23 protein-coding genes and 2 tRNA genes are annotated in these 23,770 nt (G+C 71.6%); 21 read left to right on the forward strand and 4 right to left on the reverse strand.

Annotation, left to right across the window (positions count from 1 at the left end; genetic code table 11):
* From C3488_RS34340 to C3488_RS34380, 9 genes are all read left to right on the forward strand, one after another.
* The coding region (locus C3488_RS34340) for an Rne/Rng family ribonuclease (protein WP_103844801.1) at positions 1–3,203 on the forward strand (3,203 nt) is incomplete at its 5' end.
* Positions 3,204–3,481: 278 nt separating this feature from the next.
* The gene (rplU, locus tag C3488_RS34345) at positions 3,482–3,802 is read left to right on the forward strand and encodes a 50S ribosomal protein L21 (RefSeq protein WP_004001309.1); all 321 of its coding nucleotides are present in this window, start codon (positions 3,482–3,484) and stop codon (positions 3,800–3,802) included.
* 14 nt (positions 3,803–3,816) lie between these two features.
* Positions 3,817–4,071: a 50S ribosomal protein L27 gene (gene rpmA / locus C3488_RS34350; protein ID WP_014672692.1), complete on the forward strand. Its 255-nt coding sequence runs from the start codon at positions 3,817–3,819 to the stop codon at positions 4,069–4,071.
* Positions 4,072–4,209: 138 nt separating this feature from the next.
* Positions 4,210–5,646, forward strand: a complete 1,437-nt coding sequence (gene obgE, locus C3488_RS34355; RefSeq protein ID WP_103844802.1) for a GTPase ObgE — start codon at positions 4,210–4,212, stop codon at positions 5,644–5,646.
* A gap of 196 nt (positions 5,647–5,842) precedes the next feature.
* Positions 5,843–6,970 carry a glutamate 5-kinase gene (gene proB, locus C3488_RS34360; protein ID WP_258053836.1) on the forward strand — a complete coding sequence of 376 codons (1,128 nt, stop codon included), beginning with the start codon at positions 5,843–5,845 and terminating at the stop codon, positions 6,968–6,970.
* Between the two features lie 188 nt (positions 6,971–7,158).
* A complete protein-coding gene (locus C3488_RS34365; RefSeq protein WP_103844804.1) occupies positions 7,159–7,662 on the forward strand; it encodes a hypothetical protein in 504 nt (167 codons plus the stop codon).
* Positions 7,663–7,723: 61 nt separating this feature from the next.
* On the forward strand, positions 7,724–9,010 hold the full coding sequence (locus C3488_RS34370) for a glutamate-5-semialdehyde dehydrogenase (protein WP_103844805.1): 1,287 nt from the start codon (positions 7,724–7,726) through the stop codon (positions 9,008–9,010).
* A 94-nt stretch (positions 9,011–9,104) separates the two neighbouring features.
* Positions 9,105–9,725 (forward strand): hypothetical protein, encoded by a 621-nt coding sequence (locus tag C3488_RS34375; protein WP_103844806.1) that lies wholly within the window; start codon positions 9,105–9,107, stop codon positions 9,723–9,725.
* Positions 9,726–9,884: 159 nt separating this feature from the next.
* Complete coding sequence (locus C3488_RS34380; RefSeq protein ID WP_103844807.1) at positions 9,885–10,952, forward strand: hypothetical protein; 1,068 nt, start codon at positions 9,885–9,887, stop codon at positions 10,950–10,952.
* A 53-nt stretch (positions 10,953–11,005) separates the two neighbouring features.
* Here C3488_RS34380 and C3488_RS34385 read toward each other — a convergent pair whose 3' ends face one another.
* Positions 11,006–12,136 carry a M48 family metallopeptidase gene (locus C3488_RS34385; RefSeq protein WP_103844808.1) on the reverse strand — a complete coding sequence of 377 codons (1,131 nt, stop codon included), beginning with the start codon at positions 12,134–12,136 and terminating at the stop codon, positions 11,006–11,008.
* Positions 12,137–12,254: 118 nt separating this feature from the next.
* Here C3488_RS34385 and C3488_RS40905 point away from each other — a divergent pair, with 118 nt between their 5' ends.
* The 7 genes from C3488_RS40905 to C3488_RS34410 all read left to right on the forward strand — a co-directional run bounded on the left by C3488_RS40905 (position 12,255) and on the right by C3488_RS34410 (position 16,682).
* On the forward strand, positions 12,255–12,410 hold the full coding sequence (locus tag C3488_RS40905) for a hypothetical protein (protein WP_181139311.1): 156 nt from the start codon (positions 12,255–12,257) through the stop codon (positions 12,408–12,410).
* A gap of 167 nt (positions 12,411–12,577) precedes the next feature.
* The gene (locus C3488_RS40910; protein WP_181139312.1) at positions 12,578–12,733 is read left to right on the forward strand and encodes a hypothetical protein; all 156 of its coding nucleotides are present in this window, start codon (positions 12,578–12,580) and stop codon (positions 12,731–12,733) included.
* A gap of 81 nt (positions 12,734–12,814) precedes the next feature.
* On the forward strand, positions 12,815–13,477 hold the full coding sequence (nadD, locus tag C3488_RS34390; protein WP_103844809.1) for a nicotinate-nucleotide adenylyltransferase: 663 nt from the start codon (positions 12,815–12,817) through the stop codon (positions 13,475–13,477).
* A gap of 16 nt (positions 13,478–13,493) precedes the next feature.
* Positions 13,494–15,257, forward strand: a complete 1,764-nt coding sequence (locus tag C3488_RS34395) for an LCP family protein (RefSeq protein ID WP_103844810.1) — start codon at positions 13,494–13,496, stop codon at positions 15,255–15,257.
* 108 nt (positions 15,258–15,365) lie between these two features.
* Positions 15,366–15,824 carry a ribosome silencing factor gene (gene rsfS / locus C3488_RS34400; RefSeq protein WP_103844811.1) on the forward strand — a complete coding sequence of 153 codons (459 nt, stop codon included), beginning with the start codon at positions 15,366–15,368 and terminating at the stop codon, positions 15,822–15,824.
* Positions 15,821–16,489 carry a histidine phosphatase family protein gene (locus C3488_RS34405; RefSeq protein ID WP_103844812.1) on the forward strand — a complete coding sequence of 223 codons (669 nt, stop codon included), beginning with the start codon at positions 15,821–15,823 and terminating at the stop codon, positions 16,487–16,489. The genes rsfS and C3488_RS34405 overlap by 4 nt, the downstream gene beginning before the upstream one ends.
* Before the next feature lie 120 nt (positions 16,490–16,609).
* Positions 16,610–16,682, forward strand: a tRNA-Ala gene (locus C3488_RS34410).
* A gap of 125 nt (positions 16,683–16,807) precedes the next feature.
* On the opposite strand, the gene C3488_RS34415 is transcribed toward C3488_RS34410, so the two are convergent.
* The gene (locus C3488_RS34415) at positions 16,808–17,671 is read right to left on the reverse strand and encodes a helix-turn-helix transcriptional regulator (protein ID WP_103844813.1); all 864 of its coding nucleotides are present in this window, start codon (positions 17,669–17,671) and stop codon (positions 16,808–16,810) included.
* 117 nt (positions 17,672–17,788) lie between these two features.
* On the opposite strand from C3488_RS34415, the gene C3488_RS34420 reads away from it, so the two are divergent.
* From C3488_RS34420 to C3488_RS34435, 4 genes are all read left to right on the forward strand, one after another.
* Positions 17,789–19,258, forward strand: coding sequence for an MFS transporter (locus C3488_RS34420; RefSeq protein ID WP_103844814.1), 1,470 nt, complete (start codon positions 17,789–17,791; stop codon positions 19,256–19,258).
* A 69-nt stretch (positions 19,259–19,327) separates the two neighbouring features.
* A complete protein-coding gene (locus C3488_RS34425; RefSeq protein WP_103844815.1) occupies positions 19,328–19,501 on the forward strand; it encodes a hypothetical protein in 174 nt (57 codons plus the stop codon).
* Between the two features lie 3 nt (positions 19,502–19,504).
* On the forward strand, positions 19,505–19,738 hold the full coding sequence (locus tag C3488_RS34430; protein WP_016643127.1) for a hypothetical protein: 234 nt from the start codon (positions 19,505–19,507) through the stop codon (positions 19,736–19,738).
* A 115-nt stretch (positions 19,739–19,853) separates the two neighbouring features.
* Positions 19,854–19,926 (forward strand) — tRNA-Ala (locus C3488_RS34435).
* A gap of 183 nt (positions 19,927–20,109) precedes the next feature.
* On the opposite strand, the gene C3488_RS34440 is transcribed toward C3488_RS34435, so the two are convergent.
* Positions 20,110–21,726, reverse strand: coding sequence for an NADH-quinone oxidoreductase subunit NuoF family protein (locus tag C3488_RS34440; protein WP_103844816.1), 1,617 nt, complete (start codon positions 21,724–21,726; stop codon positions 20,110–20,112).
* A complete protein-coding gene (locus tag C3488_RS34445) occupies positions 21,723–23,030 on the reverse strand; it encodes a cytochrome b/b6 domain-containing protein (RefSeq protein ID WP_181139313.1) in 1,308 nt (435 codons plus the stop codon). Before C3488_RS34445 ends, C3488_RS34440 begins: the two co-directional genes overlap by 4 nt.
* A gap of 522 nt (positions 23,031–23,552) precedes the next feature.
* Between C3488_RS34445 and C3488_RS34450 the strand changes: the two genes are divergently transcribed.
* A partial coding sequence (locus C3488_RS34450; protein ID WP_146067985.1) for a hypothetical protein occupies positions 23,553–23,770 on the forward strand: 218 nt, incomplete at its 3' end.

A 23,770-nucleotide genomic window follows, 5' to 3' on the forward strand; every position in this document is an offset into this window, starting at 1 on the left:
AGGGCGCCGTCGACGAGGCCCCGCAGGCCGAGGCCGCCGGGACGGCCGAGGTGAGCGAGAAGGCCGAGGCCGTCGAGGAAGGCGCCCACGCCCCCGCCTCCGAGCCCGCCGCGGAAGCCGAGCCGGTCGCCGAGGAGGCCGCCCCGCGTCGTCGCCGTCGCGTCGTCCGCAGGGCCGCCGGCGGCTTCTCCGAGCCCGCGCGGCCCGCCTCCGGCGCCGACGAGGCGTCCGAGGCCGCGCAGCGGCCCGCGCGGCCCGCCGTGCCCGTGTTCCAGGCGCCGGTGTTCACCGAGCCGATGTTCCAGACCCCGGAGCGGGCTGCCGCTGCCGCTGCCGCCGAGGCCGCGGAGCGCGAGGAGGCCACCGAGGATGAGGCCGCCGGTGCGCGTCGCCGTCGTCGCCGCCGGGGCGGTGACGAGGAGCCCGTGGCCGTGACCCCGGAGACCACCGATGAGGTGGAGGAGCCCGAGGAGGCGGAGGAGTCCGCCGAGGGCGAGGAGGCCGAGGAGACCGGTTCGCGCCGGCGCCGCCGCCGTGGTGGCCGTCGTCGTCGCCGTGGCGAGTCCGCCGAGGCGGAGGGCGAGTCCGCGGACGGCGAGGAGACCGAGGAACTCGCCGCCGAGCAGGCCGCGCAGGACGCCGAGGACACGGCCGAGCAGGTGGAGGAGGACGACGAGGAGGCCCAGGAGCACGCCGAGGACACGGCGTCCTCCAGCAGCACCAGCCGTCGCCGCCGTCGGCGCCGCCGCCGGGCCGGTGACGTGCTCGTCGACAACGAGCCGACGCCTGACGACCCCGAGCGCACGGTCGTCAAGGTCCGCGAGCCGCGCAAGGCCGCCGAGCCGTCCGACGAGGTGCAGTCCATCAAGGGCTCCACCCGTCTGGAGGCGAAGAAGCAGCGCCGCCGGGAGGGCCGCGAGCAGGGCCGCCGCCGCGTTCCGATCATCACCGAGGCCGAGTTCCTGGCCCGCCGAGAGGCCGTCGAGCGTGTGATGGTCGTCCGGCAGAACGGCGAGCGCACGCAGATCGGCGTCCTCGAGGACGGTGTGCTCGTCGAGCACTACGTCAACAAGGAGCAGTCGACCTCGTACGTCGGCAACGTCTACCTGGGCAAGGTCCAGAACGTGCTGCCGTCGATGGAGGCCGCCTTCATCGACATCGGCAAGGGCCGCAACGCGGTGCTCTACGCCGGTGAGGTCAACTTCGAGGCGCTGGGCATGGCGAACGGCCCGCGCCGCATCGAGTCGGCCCTGAAGTCCGGCCAGTCGGTCCTCGTCCAGGTGACCAAGGACCCGATCGGGCACAAGGGTGCCCGCCTGACCAGCCAGGTCTCCCTGCCGGGTCGTTACCTCGTGTACGTCCCCGAGGGCTCGATGACCGGCATCAGCCGCAAGCTGCCCGACACCGAGCGGGCCCGGCTGAAGACCATCCTCAAGAAGATCGTCCCCGAGGACGCGGGCGTCATCGTGCGCACCGCCGCCGAGGGCGCGAGCGAGGACGAGCTGCGCCGTGACGTCGAACGACTCCAGGCGCAGTGGGAGGACATCCAGAAGAAGTCGAAGAACGGCAACGCCCCGACGCTGCTGTACGGCGAGCCGGACATGACCGTCCGGGTCGTGCGCGACATCTTCAACGAGGACTTCTCCAAGGTCATCGTCAGCGGTGACGACGCCTGGGAGACGATCCACGGATACGTCGCGCACGTCGCGCCGGACCTCGCGCCGCGCCTGCAGAGGTGGACCAGCGAGGTCGACGTCTTCGCCACGTACCGGATCGACGAGCAGCTCGCGAAGGCGCTGGACCGCAAGGTGTGGCTGCCCAGCGGCGGTTCGCTGGTGATCGACCGGACCGAGGCGATGGTCGTCATCGACGTCAACACCGGCAAGTTCACCGGTCAGGGCGGCAACCTCGAGGAGACCGTCACCAGGAACAACCTGGAGGCGGCCGAGGAGATCGTCCGCCAGCTGCGGCTGCGCGACCTCGGCGGCATCATCGTGATCGACTTCATCGACATGGTGCTGGAGTCCAACCGGGACCTGGTGCTGCGGCGCCTGCTGGAGTGCCTGGGCCGGGACCGCACGAAGCACCAGGTCGCCGAGGTGACCTCGCTGGGCCTCGTCCAGATGACCCGAAAGCGGGTCGGACAGGGCCTGCTGGAGTCGTTCTCCGAGACGTGTGTGCACTGCAACGGCCGTGGCGTGATCGTGCACATGGACCAGGCGGCCGCGGCCGGCGGCGGCAAGCGCAGGAAGCGCGGCCGGGGCGGCGTCGAGGCCGAGCCCGAGACGCACGAGGCGGTCGCGGCCGAGGCCGAGATCGAGGAGGCCGTCGAGGCCACGGTCGCCGAGGAGCCTGAGGTCGCGGTTGCGGCCGCGCTGTCGGAGTCGGCCGTGTCGGAGTCGCTGATGGACTCGGTCGCGCCGGACGAGGAGCTGTACAGCAGCGTCGCCGAGGCGGAGGCCGCCGCGTCCCGGGGCCGTTCGCGGCGCCGGGTGAGCCGGCGGGCGTCGGCTCCCGCGGGTGCCCCGCGGACCGAGGAGCGGGCGCCGAAGTCCCGTACGGACGAGCGTGCGCCGAAGTCGCGGTCCGAGGCGGAGGCGGAGCCGGTGGCGGCCGAGGACCCGGTCGTCGAGGCGCCCGCGCCCGTCGAGGAGGAGGCCGCGCCCAAGGGCCGTGCGCGCCGTCGGGCGACCCGCCGGGTGTCGGCGTCGGCCGGTTCGCCCGCCGAGGCCGTGGTGACGGTCGCTGAGGCCGCGCCGCAGCCCGCCGAGGAGCCGGAGGCCGAGGCCCAGGCCCCGGCCGAGCCCGTGGCCGAGCAGGTCGCCGAGCCGGCCGAGGCGCCCGTGGAGAGCGCCGCCCCGGCCCGTCCGCGCCGCCGTGCCGTCCGCAAGGCCACGGCACCGACGTCGTCGGAGGAGACGGCGGTCGTGGTCGTCCCGTCGGCGGCGGAGGCCCCGGCGGAGCAGACCGAGGCCCCGGCGGAGGCCGAGCCCGAGGCGGCGGCGCCCGCCAAGAAGGCGGCCCGCAAGACCGCCAAGAAGGCCACGGCGAAGAAGGCGGCCACCAAGAAGACGGCTGCGAAGAAGACCGCCGCGAAGAAGACCGCCGCGAAGAAGACGACCGCCAAGAAGGCGGCGGCCAAGAAGACGGCGGCGGCCGAGCAGTCGGCACAGCCGGCCGTCTCGGTCACCACGGAGGACTGACCCTCCGACGCGACGGCACCGTCACGACGGCGGCCCGCCCGGATCCCTCCGGGCGGGCCGCCGTCGTGTGGGGGAGTGGCGGACAGGACCCGGTTTGACCCTTCCCGACCCGGCCCCGTAACCTTGACCGTCGGCGTGTCCACTGATGCGCCACATCCCCGTAAACCTCTTCCTCCCGGACGCGGGCCGCAAGGACCGGCCGGGAGAGGTCGCTCGCGCGTTTCGCAGGGCGGCTGGCCTGCGGGGGTGCCGTTCCCGAGCGAGAGAGTGAGTTCCGCGTGTACGCGATCGTGCGCAGCGGTGGTCGCCAGCACAAGGTTGCTGTCGGCGACATCGTCGAGGTTGACAAGATTTCCACCGCCAAGGTCGGCGACACGGTCGAGCTCTCGACCCTGCTCGTGGTCGACGGCGACTCCGTGACCAGCGACCCGTGGGTGCTGGCCGGCATCAAGGTCCAGGCCGAGGTCGTGGACCACCACAAGGGCCAGAAGATCGACATTCTGCGCTACAAGAACAAGACCGGTTACCGCCGTCGCCAGGGCCACCGCCAGCAGTACACGGCGATCAAGGTCACCGAGATCCCCACGGCTGCGAAGTAAGGGACTGAGAACAGATGGCACACAAGAAGGGCGCATCGTCCACCCGGAACGGTCGCGACTCCAACGCCCAGCGGCTCGGCGTGAAGCGCTTCGGCGGTCAGGTCGTCTCCGCGGGTGAGATCCTGGTCCGCCAGCGCGGCACCCACTTCCACCCGGGCGCGGGCGTCGGCCGCGGCGGCGACGACACGCTGTTCGCGCTGCAGGCCGGTTCGGTGCAGTTCGGCACCCACCGTGGCCGCAAGGTCGTGAACATCGTTCCCGTCGCCTGAATCTCCTGATTCACGGCTACGACCGAACGTTCAGCGAGGCGGACCTCACTTCCCGGTCGGGAAGGCGGGTCCGCCTTTCGCTTGTTGGACAGCTGTCGGACAGCACACACCCCGTACGTTTTCTGGAGGCACTGAACCATGACCACCTTCGTGGACCGCGTCGAACTGCACGTCGCCGCGGGTAACGGAGGCCACGGCTGTGCCTCCGTCCACCGTGAGAAGTTCAAGCCGCTCGGCGGCCCCGACGGCGGCAACGGCGGACGCGGCGGCGACGTCATCCTCACCGTCGACCAGTCGGTCACCACGCTGCTCGACTACCACCACTCCCCGCACCGCAAGGCCACCAACGGCAAGCCCGGCGAGGGCGGCTTCCGCTCCGGCAAGGACGGCCAGGACCTCGTCCTGCCGGTCCCGAACGGCACGGTCGTGCTCGACAAGTCGGGCAACGTACTGGCCGACCTGGTCGGCCACGGCACGTCGTACATCGCCGCCCAGGGCGGCCGCGGCGGCCTCGGTAACGCGGCGCTGGCCTCGGCGCGCCGCAAGGCGCCCGGTTTCGCGCTGCTCGGCGAGCCCGGCGACGTGCAGGACATCGTGCTGGAGCTGAAGACCGTCGCGGACGTGGCGCTCGTCGGCTACCCGAGCGCGGGCAAGTCCTCGCTCATCTCCGTGCTGTCCGCCGCCAAGCCGAAGATCGCCGACTACCCCTTCACCACCCTCGTCCCGAACCTGGGCGTGGTCGCCACGGGTTCGACCGTGTACACCATCGCCGACGTTCCCGGGCTCATCCCGGGCGCCAGCCAGGGCAAGGGGCTGGGCCTGGAGTTCCTGCGGCACGTCGAGCGGTGCAGCGTCCTCGTGCACGTGCTGGACACGGCCACGCTGGAGTCCGACCGCGACCCCGTCTCCGACCTCGACGTCATCGAGGAGGAGCTGAAGCAGTACGGCGGCCTCGACAACCGCCCGCGCATCGTCGTCCTCAACAAGATCGACGTGCCCGACGGCAAGGACCTCGCCGAGATGGTGCGGCCCGACCTCCAGGACCGCGGCTACCGCGTCTTCGAGGTGTCCGCGGTGGCGCACACCGGGCTGAAGGAGCTGTCGTACGCCCTGGCCGACCTGGTCGCGAAGGCGCGTGCCGCCAAGCCGAAGGAGGAGGCGACCCGGATCGTCATCCGGCCGCAGGCCGTCGACGACGCGGGCTTCACCGTCACGCGCGAGGCCGACGGGCTCTTCCGCGTGCGCGGTGAGAAGCCGGAGCGCTGGGTGCGCCAGACCGACTTCAACAACGACGAGGCCGTGGGCTACCTCGCCGACCGGCTGAACCGCCTCGGCGTCGAGGAACAGCTGGTGAAGGCGGGCGCGAAGGCCGGGGACGGCGTCGCCATCGGACCCGAGGACAACGCGGTCGTCTTCGACTGGGAGCCGTCGCTGACGGCCGGCGCCGAGATGCTCGGACGACGTGGCGAGGACCACCGGTTCGAGGGCGTACGGCCTGCCGCGCAGCGGCGCAAGGAACGGCAGGCCGAACGCGACGAGGCGCAGCAGGAGTTCGACGACTTCGAGCCGTTCTGACAGCACGGCGGGCAGCCAGGGTCGGTCCCCGGCTGCCCGCGGGGCTGCCCTGCCCTGCGGCCGGTGTGACGGCTCGGTGACCGGTCCGGGGGGCTTCGGTCACCGTCCGCTTCCTGGACCGGTGCGCGGCACCCGTGCGTCTTCGCGTAGATTGCCGGACGGGAGCGGGAATCGCGCGCGAGGGGAAGAACAGCAGGTGGCAGGCGCAAGACAGGCCGTGGAAGAGGCCCACAGGATCGTCGTCAAGGTGGGCTCCTCCTCACTGACCACGGCCGCGGGCGGGCTCGACGCCGACCGCGTCGACGCCCTGGTCGACGTGCTCGCCAAGCACCGCAGCGGAGGGGAGAAGGAGGTCGTCCTCGTCTCCTCCGGCGCCATCGCCGCCGGCCTCGCGCCGCTCGGCCTGCGCCGCCGCCCCCGCGACCTGGCCCGCCAGCAGGCCGCCGCCAGCGTCGGCCAGGGCCTCCTGGTCGCCCGCTACACGGCCTCCTTCGCCCGCTACGGCATCCGCGTCGGCCAGATCCTGCTGACGGGCGACGACACCAGCCGTCGCGCCCACCACCGCAACGCCTCCCGCACCCTCGACAAGCTTCTCGCGATGGGCGCGCTGCCGGTCGTCAACGAGAACGACACCGTCGCCACCGACGAGATCCGCTTCGGCGACAACGACCGCCTCGCCGCGCTCGTCGCCCACCTCGTCCACGCCGACCTGCTGGTCCTGCTGTCGGACGTGGACGGCGTCTACGACGGGGATCCCAGCAGGCCCGGAACCTCGCGGATAGCGGAGGTGCGGGGCCCGGAGGACCTGGCGCACGTGGAGATCGGCAGCGCGGGCAAGGCCGGCGTCGGCACCGGCGGCATGGTCACCAAGGTCGAGGCGGCCCGCATCGCGGCGGCGGCCGGCATCCCCGTGGTGCTCACCTCCGCCGTGCACGCAGCCGACGCCCTCGCGGGCCGCGACACCGGCACGTACTTCCACCCCACCGGCAAGCGCTCCGCCGACCGGCTGCTGTGGCTGCAGCACGCCTCCACCCCGCAGGGCGCCCTCATCCTCGACGACGGGGCCGTGCGCGCCGTCGTCGAACGCCGCAAGTCACTGCTGCCCGCCGGCATCGCCGCGGTCGAGGGCGACTTCAGCGCGGGGGACCCCGTCGAACTGCGTGACAGCGAGGGGCGGGCGGTCGCGCGCGGGCTCGTCAACTTCGACGCCAAGGAGATCCCCCGGCTGATCGGCCGCTCGACCAGGGAACTGGCGCGTGAACTGGGCCCCGCCTACGAACGCGAGGTCATCCACCGGGACGACCTGGTCGTCCTGCACCCGTGAGGCCGTGAGCCCGCGTTCCGCGCCTCCACGAGAGGCCGAAAGTCCCGTCCCGCGGGTCCGTCAGGTGAAGGACGTTCCGCAAAACCGCCCCACGGGCCCGCGCGGCCTGCTCCACTGGGTCTCTGGGACCGGTCGACCGACCGGGTCCCTGGCACCCATTCCGCACAGCACCGCGTAAGGAGGCCGTCGTGAGACGAGTGCGCCCGGGGGCGGCGTCCCGCGGTGGTGGCACCTCCGGTGCCTCCCGGGGCGGCGGCCCGCGCAGGGCCGACGAGCAGCGCGCGCTGACCAGCGTCCCGGCGGGGCAGGCGTACCAGGAGCCCGCCGACACTCACCAGGAGCCGGGCGAGACACCCCGGCTGTGGCACGTCACGCTCAGCGTCTCGGGGGAGGAGGCACCACTGCAGGAGGTGCGGCGCTCCCTCGAACAGCTGGCCAACGACCACCCCTTCCTGCTGACCAGCCGCTACGCGTGCGACCACGCCGAGATCCGCTACTGGGAGGAGGCCCGCGACCTGCACGACGCCGCCGCGGTCGCGCTGCGCCTGTGGGGCGAGCACCGGCAGAGCGCGGGGCTGCCGCCCTGGGAGATCGTCGGCCTGGAGGTCGTCGACCGCGACACCTACCACCAGCGGGTCACCGAGGGGTACGGGCCGCCACCGGCCACACCGGTCGGAGTTCACCCGTTTTGAGCGCGTCTCGGTGTGTGGGACGAGCCCTGAACGGGGATGTCCGGCGCACTACGCTTCCCTCATGACCACGCTCTCGCCGTACGACTCCATGTCCCCGGTGGCCCAGGCCGCCTACCGTGCCCAGGCCGCCGCCGCAGACCTCGCGCCGCTGCCGCGGTCCGAGAAGGACGACGCGCTGCTCGCCATGGCGGACGCGCTGGAGGTCCGCACGAGTGAGATCGTCGAGGCCAACGCCAGGGACATCGCCAAGGCCCGCGAGGCCGGCACCAGCGAGGCGATCATCGACCGGCTCACGCTCACCCCCGAGCGGGTCCGGGCCATCGCCTCCGACGTCCGGGACGTCGCCGCTCTGCCGGACCCGGTCGGCGAGGTCGTCCGCGGCTCGACGCTGCCCAACGGCATCGACCTGCGCCAGGTCCGCGTCCCGCTCGGCGTCGTCGGGATCATCTACGAGGCCCGGCCGAACGTGACCGTCGACGCCGCCGCCCTGTGTCTGAAGTCCGGCAACGCGGTCCTGCTGCGCGGCTCGTCCTCCGCCTACGAGTCGAACGCCGCGCTCGTACGGGTGCTGCGCGACGCCGTGGGCGGGGCCGGCCTGCCCGCCGACGCCGTCCAGCTCGTGCCCGGTGAGAGCCGCGAGTCGGTGCGCGAGCTGATGCGCGCCCGCGGCCTGGTCGACGTGCTCATCCCGCGCGGCGGCGCCTCCCTGATCCGCACGGTGGTCGAGGAGTCCACCGTCCCGGTGATCGAGACCGGCACCGGCAACTGCCACGTCTACGTCGACGCCCAGGCCGACCTCGACATGGCGATCGACATCCTGATCAACTCCAAGGCGCAGCGGGTCAGCGTCTGCAACGCCGCCGAGACGCTGCTGGTCCACCAGGACATCGCCCCCGAGTTCCTGCCGCGCGCCCTGGACGCCCTCGCGGAGGCCGGGGTCACCGTGCACGCCGACGAGCGCGTGATGGCGTACGCCAAGGACTCCCGGGCCACGGTGGTGGAGGCGACGCCCGACGACTGGGACACCGAGTACCTGTCGTACGACATCGCCGCCGCGGTCGTGGACTCCCTCGACAAGGCCGTGCAGCACATCCGGCTGTGGAGCTCCGGGCACACCGAGGCGATCGTCACCACCTCGCAGCAGGCCGCCCGCCGATTCACCCAATTGGTCGATTCGACGACGGTCGCCGTGAACGCCTCGACGCGCTTCACGGACGGCGGCCAGTTCGGCTTCGGCGCGGAGATCGGGATCTCCACCCAGAAGCTGCACGCCAGGGGCCCGATGGGCCTGCCGGAGCTGACCAGCACCAAGTACATCGTCACCGGCGACGGGCACGTCCGGCGCTGAGCGAGCGCTCGTTCCGGCAGGGCGGTGACGGTTCCCGGCACCCATCTGGGGACCGTCTCGCCAGGTGGATGAATTTCCATACCGTCTGCCCAAATTGACCCCCCAGGTCTACTCTGGATCCGTGCCGGAGGACGTGGGGGGCACGCCGTTCGCTGACGGCCCGGAGCCCGACGACGACCGCGACCGCGGAGCGATGGACGAAGAGTTCGCCTCCGCGGTCTTCGACGAGGCCTGGATACGGGCCGCCGTGGTCCACGAGCCTACGGCCGTGGAGAGACTCCTCGCCGCAGCCCAGGCCCGCGCCGACGCCCAGGAGGCGGAGGCGCGCCGAGCGCGCGGCAGGGCCGCACGGGACGATCGCTACGACGACGGATACGGTCCCGACGACGGCTTCGGCCACGGCCTCGACCCCGACGACATGGACGTCCTGGACGGCCGCTACGGCACCACGGGCCCGTTCGGCAGGCCCTACGGCAAGGGCGCCCGCTGGCACCGCCCGGTCGCCTGGATGCTCGCCCTCGTGATGGGCATCGGCATGGTGGCCCTGGCATTCACGGCGGTGTACCGGGGCGGGTCCTCCGGGCGTCAGGACCAGGTTCCGACGCCCGCCTCGACCGGCCTGGAGCAGGGCCAGGAAGCCGGCGCGGGCACCGGCCCCTCGGCCTCCGCCGACTACTCGCCCCCGGCGTTCTCAGCGGTGCCGCGGACTCCCTGACTCCCCGGACCGGGACCGGGCGTCCGGCAAGCTCACGGGCTGTGCGCGCAACCGTCTCGAACGAGGTTCGAAACTCGTTGGAAAACCTGGTGAGGACCTGTCAGAACTTGTCGTGTACCAGGGCGTTTACCGGGGCTCCCGGAGACCTACTCTGAAGATATGGGCGGGCCTGGAGACCCACCCGAGGGGCTGCCCGAGGGTGCTCCCGGCGGTGGCGAGGACGAGTACCGATCCGTCGTGTTCGACGAGTCGTTCGTCCGGGCTGCCCGCCTGCAGGAGTACTCCGCCCAGGAGCGGATGGCCGACCACGCCCCCGCCGTGCGCCGGCGCCCGCTCCTGCACCGCGCACTGCCCAGACAGGCGCTGATCCTCGTCCTGCTCATAGCCGTCGCCTTCGCCACCGCGATCTACATGGGCGTGCGCCATCCGTACCAGGCGCCCAGGGCCCAGGCCGTCGAACCGCTGCGCATGACGGTGATACCCCTGGCCCCGCAGTCCGCCGTACCCGGCGCCACGGACCCCGAGGAGCTGTACGCGCACAGCCCCGCCGCCCAGTTCCGCGTCGGCGCCCAGGGGATCACCTTCCCCGCCGCCCGGCGCACCGCGCACTTCTCCGAGAGCCAGGTCTACGCCGCCCTGACCAATGCGAAGAACTACCTGGTCGCCTCCTCGCTCGACCCGGCCGTGCTCACCGGCGGCGCCGTGCGCCCGGTGCGCCTGCTGCTCGATGCGCAGCAGCTCGACCAGTTCGACCAGAGCTTCTCCCACCCGGCCTCGGACGGGCGGCACGCGGCCACCGGCTGGCTGGTCCGCTTCGACCCCGCCCGCGCCCGGCTGGCCGACCAGAACATCCGCGTCCAGGGCAGGCTCCAGGCCACCGAGGCCGACTCCGACACGCTGGAGGTCAGCGCCGACCACACCGTGGTGTACGCGCTGAAGCCGGCCGGCTCCGACGCCAAGGCGAAGGCGTCGCTGTTCACCGTGCGCCGCCAGCTGACCTTCCGCTTCGACCGTGACGACCTGCGCCTGGACCAGGCGGAGCTGGTCGCCGCCTACGTCCAGGCCGGACCGCTCGCCTGCGCCGAGGACACCGCGAGCCATCTCCGGCCGCTGCTCGCCGGACAGACCGCCAAGGCGGGCGGCCCGGCCGGCACCGACCCCTTCGCGACGGGCAGCGCGACGGCCCTGTGCGGCACGTTGTCGGCGAGCGCGGAACCGAAGGTGTAGGCACGCCCGCCGGGCCCGTCATCCCGACACCCGGCCGCCCGTGGCGGAGGCCGTCAGTCGTGGCCGTAGGGGCTCTCGTCCCCCGGGTGGCTGTCGTCCGGGTGGTTGTCGTCAGGCTCGCGCGGCGCGTCCTTGGGAGCGCTGCCCGCGAAGCCCGCGAAGCCGCGCCGCACCCGGTCGCCGAGATCGCCGGCGCCGCCCGCGAGGTCGTTGACCAGCTTCATCAACGGGTCCTTGGACTGCCTGACCTCGTTCGCGTAGCTCGCCGCCGACTGCCGGAACGAGTCCGACACCGAGGTGTCCCCGTCCTCGCTGCGCCGTGCGTAGTGACCGTCCATGATCCGCTGGTGGTCGCGGGAGGCGGCCCACTTCTTCAGCTCGGCCGCGCGGACCGTGGTGAAGGGGTGCGTACGCGGCAGCACGTTGAGGATCTTCAGCACGGAGTCGCGCAGATCGCCCCCGGCCTCGTACTCCTCGGCCTGCTCGAGGAACGCGTCCACGTTCATCTCGTGCAGATGGTTGCCGCCCGCCATCTTCATCAGCCCGCGCATCGAGGCCTGCAGATCCTGCCCGACCAGCAGACCGGCCCGGTCGGCCGAAAGCTCCGACTTGCGGAACCACTCCCGCAGCGCGGTCACGATCGCCATGATCGCGAGGTTGCCCAGCGGGATCCAGGCGACCCGGAGCGCGAGGTTGGTCAGGAACAGCAGGATGGTCCGGTAGACGGAGTGGCCCGAGAGCGCGTGCCCGACCTCGTGCCCGACGACCGCCCGCATCTCCTCCTCGTCCAGCAACTCCACGAGCCCGGTCGTCAGGACGATGATCGGCTCGTCGAGGCCGATGCACATCGCGTTCGGCTGCGGGTCCTGCGTGACGTACATCGGAGGGACCTTCTCCAGGTCCAGGATGTAGCAGGCGTCCCGGAGCATGTCGTTCAGGTGGGGGAACTGCGCATCCGAGACCCGCACCGAGTCGGAGAGGAACAGCAGCCTGAGGCTGCGCTCGGGCAGCAGACCGCTGAGGGCCTTGAAGACCGTGTCGAAGCCGCTCAGCTTCCGCAGGGCCACGAGGGCCGAACGGTCCGCCGGGTGTTCGTACGCGCGCGAGGAGATCCCCGGAAACCGCCTGCGCTGCCTGCTCGGCACGTGCTCGTGACCGTTGTGACCCTGACCGTCGTCGGGCATGCGTTCCCCCATGTGTCTGATGGCTCGCTGTGCGCGGCCCGCGTGATGCGCCCCCGAAGCGGAGTCCAGCCTAGGCGGAGATACCGTGACAGGGCAGCACACCGTAAGGAGCGATCTCATGGAGCACATCAGCGCCGCCTGGCTCACCGAGGCAGCGGCGGCCGCCAGCCGACAGGGCCCGGGCAACCTGCTCCGAGTCGTCCTGATCGTGATGGTCCTCGGCTGCGTCCTGACCGGCTGGTTCCTGCTGCGGGGCTACAGGCGCAAGGACTGACCCGGGCGCGCGGGGGCGCCCGGCGGGCCGGAGCCGCCCGTCGTCCGGGGCTGCCCGGCGCCCGTGGTCCGCGTCCAACGGCGGAGTCGCCGTGATGCCCGGGAACGCGCCCGCATACGATGAGCCGACGTCTTTATCCCGCCCACACCGGATAGGTACTGCCGAAGATGAGCTTCCACAGCACCGCTGCCCAGTTGGCCACCCTCGCAGAGGGCGAAGGCGAGCGCCACGCGAGCATCAGCCCCTTCATGACGGGCGGGGCCGCCCTCGTCATCCTTCTCCTGCTGCTGTGGATCACCACCCGCTTCAACCGCGACCGCTGAGCCGGGGCCAAGAGCCCGTCCCGGCCGCTCGCGGGGGCCTGTCGGCCGGTGCCCGGCGGCCGGGCCGGTAGGGTCGCACGCATGGGAGAGCAGCACACACCCACCGGTCCGGCGAAGGGCACGGGGCCAGGCCCCGGCAGTGGGCCGTCGAACCCGGGCAAGCGCCGCCTCGGCGTCATGGGCGGAACGTTCGATCCGATCCACCACGGTCACCTGGTCGCGGCCAGCGAGGTCGCCGCCCAGTTCCACCTCGACGAGGTGGTGTTCGTGCCCACGGGCCAGCCGTGGCAGAAGACCGACCGCAACGTCACCCCCGCCGAGGACCGCTATCTGATGACGGTCATCGCGACCGCCGAGAACCCCCAGTTCTCGGTGAGCCGCATCGACATCGACCGCGGCGGCCCGACCTACACCACGGACACACTCCGTGATCTGAAGGCGCTCAACCCCGACACCGACCTCTTCTTCATCACCGGCGCCGACGCGCTCAGCCAGATCCTCACCTGGCGTTACACGGACGAGTTGTTCTCCCTGGCCCACTTCATCGGCGTCACGCGCCCCGGTCACACTCTCGCCGACCCCGGTCTCCCCGAGGGCGGCGTCTCGCTCGTCGAAGTTCCCGCGCTCGCCATCTCGTCCACAGACTGCCGTGCGAGAGTCGCCAAGGGCGAACCCGTCTGGTACCTGGTGCCGGACGGCGTGGTGCGCTACATCGACAAACGGCAGCTGTACCGCGGCGAGTGAGCCGAGAGGGGCACCGGTGAACGACCGATACGACGGATACGCGGGCGGCGACCAGTACGAGCTCGTCGGCTACGACGAGTTCGGGCAGCCTGTGTACCGACAGGTGCCCGCACAGCGGACCCCGCAGGGCTACGACCCGTACGGCGCACAACCCGACCAGCAGCAGGGCTACGGCTACGACCCGTACGCGACCGGCACCCAGCAGTCGGTGGGGCCCTACACCGGTGGCCAGCAGCCCGTGTCCTCCCACGACACCGGCCGGCAGCACCCCGCCGCCCCTTACGACCCCTACGCCCCGTACGGCACCACGACCGCCGCCGGCCACGACCCCTACGGCCGGTCCGCGACCAGTGGTCAGCAGCCGCGCGTCACCGAGCAGACCGCCTACATCCCGCACCAGGCCGGCCCGGCCGACAGTGCCCCGGGGCACGCGCCCGGGACCGGCTTCGCCGGCGACGGCACGCCCGCAGGCGGCGAGACCGCCGAGAGGGAGCCGCACGGCGACCGCGACTACCGCACCGAGCAGTTCGCCTTCGTCGAGGAGCCCGACGGCGACTCCGAAGACGTCATCGACTGGCTGAAGTTCACCGAGAACCGCACCGAGCGCCGCGAGGAGGCCCGCCGCCGCGCCCGCAGCCGGATCATCGCCCTTGCCGTCGCGCTCGCCCTGGTGGCGGTCGGCGGCGTCGGCTACCTCTGGTACGCGGGCAAGCTGCCCGGCCTCTCCTCCGGCGGCAAGTCCGGCACGACGGCGACGGCCGCGACCGCCCAGAACCGCGACGTGATCGTCGTCCACCTGCACAACACCAAGGGCGGCGGCACCTCGACCGCGCTGCTCGTCGACAACACCACCACCAAGCAGGGCGCCACCGTCCTGCTGCCCAACTCCCTCGCCCTGACCTCGGACGACGGCAGCACGACCACCCTCGCCAAGTCGGTCGCCGACGACGGCTCCTCCGGCACCAGCGACGCCATCGACTCGGTCCTCGGCACCAGGATCGAGGGCACCTGGCGCCTCGACACCCCCTACCTGCAGAACCTCGTCGAACTCGTCGGCAACATCGAGGTCGACACCAACGCCGACGTCCCCGACCCCGACGCCAAGAAGAAGGGCGGCGCGCCCCTCGTGCACAAGGGGCAGGACCAGACCCTCAGCGGCACGATGGCCGTCGCCTACGCCACCTACCGCGCCACCGGGGAGTCCCAGGACGCCCAGCTCGAGCGGTTCGGCCAGGTGATGCAGGGGATGCTGCGCAAGATGTCCTCCGACCCGCAGGCCGCGACGACCACCGTGCAGACGCTCGCCCAGATCCTCGACCCCTCCCTGACCGACAAGGATCTCGGCACCTTCCTGGCCAAGCTCGCGGACCACGCCAAAGAAGGCGACTACAAGACCGCACTGCTGCCGGTCCAGTCCGACGGCACCGTCGGCCAGAAGGCCACAGACACCGTGGTCAGGGCTCTGCTGGGTGGCACCGTGAAGAGCCCGCAGGCCGGTGACGCCGTCCGGGTCGGCATCAAGAACGCCACCGGTTCCCAGGCCGCCGCCGAGCAGGCCCGTGTCGTCCTCGTCAACGGCGGCTACACCTCCGTCGACGCGGGCACCGGCCCGGCCCAGGCCACCTCCCGGGTGACCTACGCCGACGACGGCGACAAGCAGAACGCCATCGAGGTCGCCAAGACCCTCGGCCTGCCCACCAGCACCGTCAAGAAGGGCACGGGCGCCTCCAACGCGAACGTCTCGGTCGTGCTCGGCAAGGACTTCAAGCCGTCCTCGTGACGTGGGCCACACCCGGCAGCCGAAGCGTGCTCCATTAATCACATGGGGTGCTGTCGGCGGTACGTGAGACCCTTGAGGTATCACTGACCGCCGACGGAAAGCCTTGTAGTGACCGCCACGGACCGCTCTCTGGAACTCATCAACACCGCCGCCCAGGCGGCCGCCGACAAGCTCGCGCACGACATCGTCGCCTACGACGTCAGCGACGTGCTGTCGATCACGGACGCCTTTCTTCTGGCATCGGCGCCCAACGACCGCCAGGTCAAGTCGATCGTCGACGAGATCGAGGAGCGGCTGCTGAAGGAACTCGGCGCCAAGCCGGTACGCCGCGAGGGCGACCGCGAGGCCCGCTGGGTCCTCCTGGACTACGTCGACATCGTGGTGCACGTCCAGCACAGCGAGGAGCGCGTCTTCTACGCCTTGGAGCGGCTGTGGAAGGACTGCCCCGAGCTGGACCTGCCGTCTGACGCCAAGGCCACCCGGGGCAAGGCCGAGGAGCACGCCAGGCTGCAGGCCGCCCAGGACGCCGCCGAGCTGGACGCGGAGCTGGGCGGGGAGCTGCGGTGACGGCAGCGGGCACCGACACGGGGAAGAAGGGCCGGGGGCGCCGGATCATCCTGTGGCGCCACGGCCAGACGTCCTGGAACGTGGAGCGCCGCTTCCAGGGCTCCACGGACGTCGAACTGACCGAGACGGGCATCGGTCAGGCCCGCCGCTCCGCGCGCCTGCTCGCCTCGTTGAAGCCGGACGCCATCGTCGCCTCCGACCTCAGGCGCGCCGCCGCCACGGCCGCCGAGCTGGCCACGCTCACCGGCCTGGAGGTCACCCTCGACGAGGCCCTCCGCGAGACGTACGCGGGCGTCTGGCAGGGGCTGACCCACGAGGAGATCATCGCCCGTCACGGCGAGGAGTACGCCGCCTGGAAGCGCGGCGAGCCCGTCCGCCGCGGCGGTGGCGAGCTGGAGACGGAGGTCGCCGACCGGGCCGCCCCCGTGGTGCTCCGCCATGCCGAGAAGCTTCCCGTGGACGGCACGCTCGTCGTGGTCAGTCACGGCGGCACGATCCGCACCACCATCGGCCGCCTGCTCGGCCTGGAGGCCCACCACTGGGAGAGCCTCGGCGGTCTCTCCAACTGCTGCTGGTCCGTCCTCGGCGAGGGCACCCGCGGCTGGCGCCTCCTGGAACACAACGCGGGCACCCTGCCGGAACCGGTCCTCGGCGACGACGACTGAGCGGCCGCGCGGGTGCTCCGGACCCGGGATTTCACTTTCTGGCAGGTCGCAGGCTAAAGTTCTTCTTGTTCGCCCCGCCGAGCGGGGCGAAAGACCATGCGGCTCCGCCGCGTGGCACGAGGGGCTATAGCTCAGTTGGTAGAGCGCCTGCATGGCATGCAGGAGGTCAGGAGTTCAATTCTCCTTAGCTCCACGGATCGACACTCTTGAGTTGTCAAAGATCGATATGAAAGATCCCGTCCCGCAGGGGCGGGATCTTTCATATGCCGCGTGTTCGACTGTTCCGCGTGTACGGCGTCCACTGCCCTGTCGTGTGTCTCACACCACTTCCGAGGGCGGCCACAGCCGCTGCCGCCGCTCCCGCAGCCGTGCCACCTTCTCCCACGAGTCCGCGTCCTCAGGGGTGTACACCACGATCCGGCACTCCGCCATGCCGTCGATCGACAGGGAGAGCGTGGCCAGCCGCAACTCGCCCACCGCGGCATGCCGGAACCTCTTCCCCCGCGGCCCGGGCGGGACCACCTCGCCGCTCGCCCACAGCTCCGCGAAGTTGGCACTGGCCGCCGACAGCTTGCGTATGAAGTCCTCCCACGCCGGCTCACCCACATGTCTGCCGTACGCGGAGCGGAGGGTGGCCACCATCACCGGCAGCTCCCTCTCCGGGTGCACCACCGGGCAGGCCTCCTCCGACACCATGAAGAGCGTCCACAGGGCGTTCGCCGCGCCGATCTCCGGCGTCCTCGGAATCCGGAACAGGTCGCCGTAGGCGGCGTTCGTGGCGAGGAGGTCGTAACGCGAGTTGTAGACCACCGCCGGACGCGGGTCCAGGGCGTCGATGACCTCCTGGACGTCCTGGCCCACACGCTGGGGCAGCCCCTCCCCGCCCCGGTCGTAGGGCACGCCCGCCAGCCGGTACAGATGCTCCCGCTCCGGCTGGTCCAGGCGCAGCGTGCGCGCGACCGCGTCCAGGACCTGTGGCGAGGCGTTGATCGGGCGGCCCTGCTCGAGCCATGTGTACCAGGTCACGCCCACCCCGGAGAGCTGCGCCACCTCCTCGCGGCGCAGGCCCGGTGTCCGGCGCCGCAGTCCCGGCGGCATGCCCACGTCGGCCGGCGTCACCCGGGCCCGCCTGCTGCGCAGGAAGGCAGCCAGCTCCGGCCTGCGGCGCTGTGTCGTCGTCATGGTCCCCACATCCCCCGTCTCCATCATCGGGCCGGAGCCGACCGCTGCCAGGTGCTCTCAGTACCAGCATCAGCGGGCTCTCGTCACCCGTTTCCGGCCGTCGCCAGGCTTCCAGGCATGACGACGACAACTCCCGCCGGCCCCGGACCCGCCCCCGGAATCCGACCTGCACCCAGTAAGACCCCCACCACTGACAACGGCCCCGGCCGGCTTCTCGCGGTCGTGCTCACCGCCCAGTTCATGGCCCTGCTCGACGTCTTCATCGTCAACGTCGCCGTACCCACGATCGGTTCCGACCTCCACGCGAGCGGCGCCGGACTGCAACTGGTGGTCGCCGGGTACTCCATCGCCTACGCCGTGCTGCTGATCACCGGAGCGCGCCTCGGCGACCGGCTCGGCCACCGCCGGGTCCACCTCGCAGGGATCGCGGTGTTCACAGCCGCCTCGCTGGCCTGCGGACTGGCCGGCGGAACGGGCGAGTTGATCGCCTTCCGGCTGGTGCAGGGCGCCGGGTCAGCCCTGATGATCCCGCAGGTGCTCAGCCTGATCCAGCGTCACTTCACCGGTGAGGCACGGTCGAGGGCGCTCGGGGCCTACTCCGCCGTCCTGGCCACCGGTGCGGCCGCCGGACAGGTGCTCGGCGGTGTTCTGGTCAGCGCCGACCTGTTCGGCGCCGGCTGGCGTCCGGTGTTCCTCGTCAACGTGCCCCTCGGCGCCGTACTGCTGGCCGTCGGCAGCCGCGTCCTGCCGCGTGACGACGCCCAGGCCGGGGAACGCTCGCGCGGCCTCGACCTGCCCGGCCTGGTGCTGCTCGGCGCCGCCGTCTCGCTGCTGACCGTGCCGCTCGTGCTGGGCCAGGAGGAGCACTGGCCGCTGTGGTCCTGGCTGTGCCTCACCGCTGCCGCGGTCGTCTTCGCCCTGTTCCAGGGTTACGAGTCCCGGCTCGCCCGGCGCGGCGGGGCGCCGCTGATCGCGCCGAGGCTGCTGCGCCATCCCGGCATCGGCCTCGCGGTCTTCCGGCTGCTGGCCGTCATGGCGGTCAACGCTGGTTTCCTCTTCTCGCTGACCCTGCACATCCAGGGCGGCCTCGGCTACAGCGCCCTGCGGGCAGGGCTGACCTTCGCGCCGACCGCCGTGGTGTTCGGGTTGGCCGGTCTGACCTGGCGGAAGTGGCCGGCCGCCTGGCAACGCCACCTGGTCCCGGCGGGATTCCTGTTCGCCGGCCTGTCCGTGACCTGGGTGGGCCTGGCGCTGCGCGGCGGGAGCCACGGCGGAGCCGGGCTGCACGCGGCCTTCGCGGGCGTCGGCGTGGGCCTGGCGCTGGCCTTCAGCCCCACGCTGATCAGGGCCCTCGCCACCGTACGGCCCGAGGACGCGGCCGACGCCAGCGGCCTGCTCGCCACTGTCACCCAGCTCGGTCAGCTGATCGGTGTCGCGGCGTTCGGCGCACTCTTCCTCAACCGGCTTGAGTCACTGGGCGCCCCTGGGGCGTATACCTCTTCGGACGCGCTCCTCGTGTGCATGTACGCGCTGGCCGCGACGGCCACGCTGGGTGCCGTGTCCGGACTGGTACGAAGGCGTCGCTGACCGTATTGGCCCGGCCGTGGCAGAATCAAACGGCCGGAAGGGGGCGCGGCCCGACGGGAGGGAGTAGCGATGTCAGCGAGCATCCGCGGGGAGGTCCACGATCTTCTCGCAGTGGCGGTGACACGTCGGAATGCCACCCTCCTCGACTGCCCCTCGTGCGGCTCGTCCCACGTCGCCCAGGTGCTCGGCGACAACGGCGGCATTTCCTACGTGTGCACGGCCTGCGGCCACAGCTGGAGCTGATCGATGGGTGCACACAGGCGGAAGTGCGACTGGTGCGGCAGCGGCACGCCGATCGTCCGTGACATGGAGCCGGTCAACCCGGACTACCAGTACTGGTGCGAGGAATGCGCACGCGCGCTGATCATAAAAGGCGACCCGATCGAGACCTACCGCGAGCTGGAGGGGGAGCCGATCTACGGCCGCCTCCTGGACGAGCACTGCACGCTCAAGCGCTTCTACTCGTTCGCCACGGCCTGACGCGGGGGCGCGGGAAACGATTTGGTGTTCCACCCGGTGGACCGTGTAATGTTGGCGTCGCCGCCGGGGAAACCGGGCGACAAGGCCGATACGCGGTTCCGCCGCGTGGCTGCAAGGGGCTATAGCTCAGTTGGTAGAGCGCCTGCATGGCATGCAGGAGGTCAGGAGTTCAATTCTCCTTAGCTCCACAGAACTTGAAGGCGGTTCATCCCAGGGGTGAGCCGCCTTCGTCGTGCGTTCGGTGTCGACGGCCGCGGACACCCGTGCACGCGGGCGGGACCGCTGCGCACGCCGACAGGACAGTTCGCACAGGCAAGTGCGCGCAACGAAACGGCGGGCCACCCGGTGAGGGCGGCCCGCCGTCCGTTTGGTCAGCGCCCGAGGGCCCGGCGTCCACGGCCCTGCGACAGCACGGGCAGGTTGCTGCGCGACGGCGGGCCGGACCGGGTGTCCTCCTCGATCCGCAGCGCGAGCGCCGGGCAGCGGCGCACGGCACGCAGGGCCTTCGCCTCCGCGTACAGCGGCACCGGCGCCTGAGCGACCGTGGGGAAGCCGTCGGCGCCCAGTTCGAAGACCTCCGGGAGGATGTCTGCGCACAGTCCGTGGCCGCGGCACAGCGTCCAGTCCACGTAGATCTTCTGCCGGCTGGCCCCCGCCTCCGGCTCGGCCTGTCCGCCGCCCGGGATGCCCGTCGGGGCCCTGCCGCCCTCGAACAGCGGCAGCACACCCTCCACGGGCCTGCCGCAGCCGTTGCCGAGGACGTGCGCGGCCAGGTCGTCCGTGAACGCCTTGATGGTCGATTCCAGGAACATCGCCGAGCCGTCCGGGTGCGAGCAGGCACCGCGCCTCTTCACGGCCTTGGCGACCTGCTTGAGGGCCTCCAGGGCGGCCGGACCGCCGCCGTTGAGGATGTCCTCCATGCCGCGGGCCGCGGCGGGCAGGCCCAGGTAGCAGGGGCCGCACTGGCCCGCGCTCTCCTCGGCCAGCCACTTCGCCACCTGCAGGGACTCGCCGAGCGGGCAGGTCTCCTGGCTGATCGGCAGGATCGCGCCGGCACCGAGCGAGCCGCCGACGGCGTCCAGGGAGTTGCGCGAGACGACCGCCTCGTCGACGGTCGTCGCGTCGATCCACTTGCCGTGGTAACCGCCGGTCAGCACGCCCTGCGGGACCGGCGGGGCGCCGGCCAGCTGGAGCACGTACCGCAGCGGGACGCCCGTGGGGACCTCGATCACCATGGGGCGGTTGACCGCACCGGAGACGGTGAGCATGACGGTGCCGGGCTCGTCGTACAGACCGGTGTTGCAGTAGCGCTCGGCGCCGATGCGCGCGGCGATCGCCAGCTGGGCGAACGTCTCGGCGTTCGACAGCAGCGTGGGCGCGCCGCCGACCCCGCTCTGCGAGGCGCTGGTCTTGCGCCCCGGAGGGATCGCCGGACCGCCGTCGATCGAGCGGATCAGCGAGGCGGCGGCTCCCGTGACCATGCGCACGGGATTGCGCTGCACGCGCGCGCGGATGGGCGCGCCGCGCCGGTCGCTCAGCCCGCGCTCGGCCAGCGCCTGCTCCATCGACCGCTCGGTCGAGGCACGTGTCACCCCGACGACGAGCGTGCGGGCGCCCAGGGCCTCCGCGACCAGCAGGGCGCCGTCCAGGATGAGGTGCGGGGCACGGTTGATCAGCACCGTGTCCTTGCGGCAGGCGGGCTCGTCCTCGCTTCCGTTGACGACCACGACCGGCCGGATGCCGCGGCGGATCGCGGACTCGGCGACCGAGCGCAGCTTCTTGTGGAAGGGGAAACCGGCGCCGCCGCGCCCCTTGAGGTTGATCTGCTCGGCGAGCTGTGCGAGCTGCTCTCCGCCCATCGGCTCGAGCGGGCCGTGCACCTTGAGGTGCATCGGCAGGTCGAGTCTCTCGACAAGGTCGAAGCCCGACGTGAGCTGCGGAAGCCCGACCACCCGGACTTCCGGGACGTCGGGCAGGGCCTCGTTCACTTAAAGCCTCCGGAAGGCGCGTTCCAGGGTTCGCCGGCTCCCGGCGTGTCGAAGGCGCCGGGGAGCGTTTCCGCTGCGGGACCGCTGTTGTACGTGTTGTTCGAGTTGTACGTGCCGAACGGTACGTTCGTCTCACCGGTGTCGTACATCTCACTCGCGCCGTACCCGTTGTATCCCGGATTGCCATAGGCGGGGATGGTGTATCCGGTGTCCTGGAGCGGGTCGTACGCGGAGGGAGGCGCCTCCCCGACGGGCGGCGGTGACGGGATCGGCCAGCTGCCAGAGGTGCTGCCTCCGGCGTCGACGCGCGGCATGGCCCCGGTGGCCTGCGTGTCGAAGGGCAGATCCATGCGCTGGGTCGCGTCCGGCGTCATCGGTGCCTGCGCGCGGGGGGCGGCCGACGTGGCTCGGTAGGCGGCCGCGAAGCCGTTGCCGGGCTCCGGGGTCATGGTGCGGGCCGCGGGAGCCTCGTAGAGGGGCGTGGAGGGCTGCGGGGGGACCAGACCCTCCCGGCCGCCGGCGCGGTCCGCCGAGCGCCCCGAGAAGCCCGCCAAGGTGGCCGCCGCCTCGGCGTTGCGGGCGCGGCTGGCGTCCAGTCCCTCGCGTCCCGCCATGTCACCGCCGCCGACGAGCGCGAAGACCCTGTCGGCCACCTTGCGCTTGAACGGGCGCGGCGCGGCGCGCAGGGCCAGTGCCCCCATGACCCCGAGCAGGCACAGCTCGTAGGACACCATGAAGAACGGCTTCGCGGCACGACCCGCGTACAGGCCGTGCACCAGTGCGGCGCACCAGGACGGGTAGGCGAGCATGTGCATCGCCCGCCAGCGCGCCGCGACCGGCGCCGGGGTCGCGAAGTTGCTGCGCAGCGCGCCGGTGATACCCACGAAGATCATGAGGAGTCCGGCCAGGGAGCCGAGGCCGATGAGACCGGCCGATCCGCTGACGCCGAGGCTGAAGGGGATCAGTGCCGCGATCAGCACCGTGTGTTCGAGCGCGATCTTGACCGTGACGTGCACCAGGAGGAATGCGATCGAGGCGACCGCGGTCGTCCGGTGGACGGCCTGCGCCACGATCCGCTGCCGGGTGTTGAGGAAGATCCGGTCCTGGGCGACGAGCCCCCAGATCACGGAGCAGCTGAGGGAGACGAGCGAGAGCACGCCCGCTCCGAAGTCGAGGAAGTCCCGGACTGCGTTACCGCCGGACAGCACGATGACGGGTATGAGCAGCAGCACCACAGCCGACGCCATGCCGTAGGCCGAGCGGCCCGGCTTGGGGAGCGAGCTGTTACTACGTGGAGGGTTCATGGGGGCAACTCCGAACAGTTTCGGGAAGGCGGTCCCGCTGCCGCACTCTAGGTGGCTCCAAACCGAGCGGTACGTGGTTTCAGTTATTGCGCCGTTATCAAAGGGCGACGGCGTGGGTGCGATGTCCGATTGGCTGCGGTTATGCGAAGTGATATTTGAACTCGATCCAGCCTTCCGTGACGTTCGCCACCTGACCGTCGATGTCTGAGTACGGCTGCGATCGGTGTTGGGTTCATCCGGTTCGCTCCGAGCCCGGTCCGACTCGGCCCGGATCGGACCAGGGCCGGCTCCCGGTCGGCCCCGCGTCCGCTCCCGGGGGTGCCCCCGCCGGCCCGTCGCGGTGCGCTCGGGCGCTGCGGTACCCTGACGCCATGCGTGCCGTACGCCTTCTGCTTAGCGAGCCGCGCTGATCAGTCCCGACCACCGGCCCATCGGGTGGTCGGAATCGGCGCGGCGACCCCTCCTGTGCGAGGGGCTTTTTCATTTCCGCTGGCAGAGACGATCTATGGAGCTTTGAGGATCATGAGCGAGACGAACCCCGCTGCCGCCGCCGTGTCGGCGGAGGCCGCGCCGCACCGCTACACGGCCGCTCTGGCGGCCGAGATCGAGGCACGCTGGCAGGACTTCTGGGACGCCGAGGGCACCTATGAGGCGCCGAACCCGAGCGGGGACCTGGCAGGCGATCCGGAGCTGGCCGCCAGGCCCAAGAAGTTCATCATGGACATGTTCCCGTACCCCTC

The organism is Streptomyces sp. Ru72 (assembly GCF_002920635.1).
In the GTDB taxonomy this organism is placed as follows: Bacteria; Actinomycetota; Actinomycetes; order Streptomycetales; family Streptomycetaceae; genus Streptomyces.